This window comes from Roseomonas sp. TAS13, from assembly GCF_001950415.1.
Taxonomy (GTDB): Bacteria; Pseudomonadota; Alphaproteobacteria; order Acetobacterales; family Acetobacteraceae; genus Roseomonas; species Roseomonas mucosa.
This window is the reverse complement of record NZ_BDLP01000517.1, coordinates 1-2,459: the sequence shown is the minus strand read 5'-3', so window position 1 is coordinate 2,459 and position 2,459 is coordinate 1. Positions and strand designations below refer to the sequence as shown.

Sequence of the window (2,459 nt, the reverse complement as noted above, 5' to 3'; positions counted from 1 at the left end):
ATTCGCCTTACGGTGGAGCTGTGCGTAGATGTGATCAAGAGACAGACCTGGCCGGGGCGGAGACCGCGCCCGTGCCGGAACTGGCCTCCGAGGGACTGCGCGCCGCGTCGCTGGCCCTGGGGCGCCTCACGGGCCGGGTCGGGGTCGAGCAGGTGCTGGATGTCGTCTTCGGCAGCTTCTGCATCGGCAAGTGAGCGCGGCGGCCTGCTTCCAGGGAGACTGGCCCCCGGGCGTGGCAAGCGCCGTGGCCTTCCCTATAATCCTGGCCTTTCGTGGGGCCGCGATGGCAGGCTGCAAGGGGTCGGAGCCCGGCCTCGCCCCGTTCGGGAAACACTGACCACACCGCCGCGCGGATCGCCGCGATGCGGATTCCGGGAGAACTGGCTTGCCGAGCGACCGCGTCTTTCTCGTCGTCGTGGATGACAGCCCGGAACGGGTGCTGGCGATGCGCTATGCCTGCCTGCGGGTGAAGAAATCCGGCGGGCGGGTGGCCCTGCTGCGGGTGACGGAGCCGGTGGGGCTGCAGGAATGGGCCGGCGTCGGCCAGTTGCTGCAGCAGGAGCGGCGGGAGGAGGCGGAGCAGATGCTGTCCGCCCTGGCCGCCGAGGTGCAGGAGATCACCGACGGGCTGCCGCTGATCATCATCCGGGAGGGCGACCTGATCGAGGAGGTGCTGGGCCTCATCGAGAGCGATCCGCGCATCTCGATCCTGGTGCTGGCCGCCTCCGCCTCCGGCGGCAATCCCGGGCCGCTGATCACGGCGATGACCAGCCGCCATTCCCACCGGCTCCGCTGCCCCGTCACCATCGTGCCGGGCGGCATGAGCTACGAGGAGCTCGACCGGGTGACGTGACGGGGAGGGCGGACCCTCCCCGCCGGCCTGTTCGGGTTCAGGCGTTGCCGACGGGCGGCTGGCCGGCCTGGGCGCGGCGGGACTGCCACAGCGCCACGAAGTCGATCGGCGTCAGCAGCACGGGCATGAAGCCGCCCTCGCGCGTCGCATCGGCCAGGACGTTGCGGGCGAAGGGGAAGAGCAGGCGCGGGCATTCCACCAGCAGCACCGGCTCCAGGCTTTCCTGCGGCACGTTCACGGTGAAGATGCCGCAATAGACCAGCTCGGCGATGAAGGCGGTGGTCTCGCCCGACTTGGCATCGCAGCGGATCTGCAGCGAGACCTCGAAGGTGTTGCCGTCCTGCTGCAGCGGCCGGGCCTGCACGTCCAGGCCGATATCGATGCGCGGCTGCTCGCGCAGCTGGGTGAAGACCTCCGGCGCCCCCGGCACCTCGAAGGACAGGTCCTTCACGTATTGCAGGTTGACGACCAGGGGGGCCGGCGGCGCGTTGCTGTCGCCGGGAAGGACGGGCTGGATCGGATCGGACATGGCAAACCTGCGATGGGCTGGGTGATGTGAGGCGGCGGGTAGCATGGGCGTCCCGCCATCGGAAGGCGAATGCGGCGCGACGGCCTCGCCATTCGCGTGCCCCCCCGCATGTCCCCTGGGCGGGGGCAGGAAAGGTGGCGCTGCGGCGGTCAGGCGGCGGGATAGGGCCGGTGGCCGAAGATCGCGGTCCCCACCCGCACATGGGTGGCGCCCTGGGCGATGGCCAGCGGGAAATCGCCGCTCATGCCCATCGACAGGCGCTTCAGCCCGTGCCGGGCCGCCAGTTCCGCCAGGAAGGCGAAATGCGGCACCGGGTCCTCGCCGGCGGGCGGGATGCACATCAGGCCGGAGATGGAGAGGCCGTACTCCTCCTGGCAGACGCGCAGGAAATTCCCGGCCTCGGCGCGGGCGATGCCGGATTTCTGCGGCTCCTCCCCGGTGTTCACCTGCACCAGCAGCTCCGGCCGCCGGCCTTCCTTCGCCATGGCGGCGGCCAGGGCTTCGGCGAGCTTGGGCCGGTCCAGGCTCTCGATCACGTCGGCCACCCGCACCGCGTCGCGCGCCTTGTTGGTCTGCAACCCGCCGATGATGTGCAGGCGAAGCTCCGGATGGGCCGGGCGCAGGGCGGGGAACTTGCCCTGGGCCTCCTGCACGCGGTTCTCGCCGAAGACGGTCTGGCCGGCCGCCAGGGCCTGGACCACGCTTTCCGCCGGATGTGTCTTGGAAACCGCGACCAGTTGCACCGAGTCGGGGGAGCGGCCGGCCCTGGCGCAGGCTTCGGCGATCTCGGCCTTCACCCGGGCCAGGGCGGCCGGGATGGGGGCATCAGCGAGGGAGGAGGCGTCGCTCATGGAGGGGAGGGATAAACGCCCGCGCCCGAAGAAGATAGCCGCGGAGGAGATCGTCGCCGCGGCACGCCGCTTCCGGCCGCGTCCGGGGCGGGACGGCCTGCCCCGGCTCTGGCTGGTCTCCGACGCCCGCCGCCTGCCCGACCCGCGCGAGGCCGCCCTCGGCCTGCCGCGCGGCGCGGCGGTGCTGGCGCGCGACCTGGCGCCAGAGCTGCTGCCCGCCCTGGCG

At 71.7% G+C, this 2,459-nt stretch carries 3 protein-coding genes and 2 pseudogenes; 3 read left to right on the top strand and 2 right to left on the bottom strand.

All coding sequences use genetic code 11. The features are described from left to right. Together ROTAS13_RS22990 and ROTAS13_RS22985 are read left to right on the top strand one after the other, a co-directional pair. A pseudogene (locus ROTAS13_RS22990) lies at window positions 1–194 on the top strand (hypothetical protein); the annotation flags it as partial. 191 nt (window positions 195–385) lie between these two features. Then, the gene (locus ROTAS13_RS22985) at window positions 386–853 is read left to right on the top strand and encodes a universal stress protein (protein WP_019462427.1); all 468 of its coding nucleotides are present in this window, start codon (window positions 386–388) and stop codon (window positions 851–853) included. Between the two features lie 37 nt (window positions 854–890). Here the strand turns inward: ROTAS13_RS22985 and secB are convergent, their stop codons facing one another. Both secB and ROTAS13_RS22975 read right to left on the bottom strand, forming a co-directional pair. Then, the gene (secB, locus tag ROTAS13_RS22980) at window positions 891–1,382 is read right to left on the bottom strand and encodes a protein-export chaperone SecB (RefSeq protein WP_019462426.1); all 492 of its coding nucleotides are present in this window, start codon (window positions 1,380–1,382) and stop codon (window positions 891–893) included. A 149-nt stretch (window positions 1,383–1,531) separates the two neighbouring features. Further along, window positions 1,532–2,233, bottom strand: coding sequence for a YggS family pyridoxal phosphate-dependent enzyme (locus ROTAS13_RS22975; RefSeq protein ID WP_058389319.1), 702 nt, complete (start codon window positions 2,231–2,233; stop codon window positions 1,532–1,534). On the opposite strand from ROTAS13_RS22975, the pseudogene ROTAS13_RS22970 reads away from it, so the two are divergent. Further along, window positions 2,232–2,459, top strand: a pseudogene (locus tag ROTAS13_RS22970) (hypothetical protein); the annotation flags it as partial. The gene ROTAS13_RS22975 and the pseudogene ROTAS13_RS22970 overlap by 2 nt on opposite strands.

What these genes read in the sequence shown, in the direction of transcription:
- ROTAS13_RS22975 (WP_058389319.1), bottom strand. Translation starts at nt 2,233, where the DNA reads ATGAGCGACGCCTCCTCCCTCGCTGATGCCCCCATCCCGGCCGCCCTG.
- secB (WP_019462426.1), bottom strand. Translation starts at nt 1,382, where the DNA reads ATGTCCGATCCGATCCAGCCCGTCCTTCCCGGCGACAGCAACGCGCCG.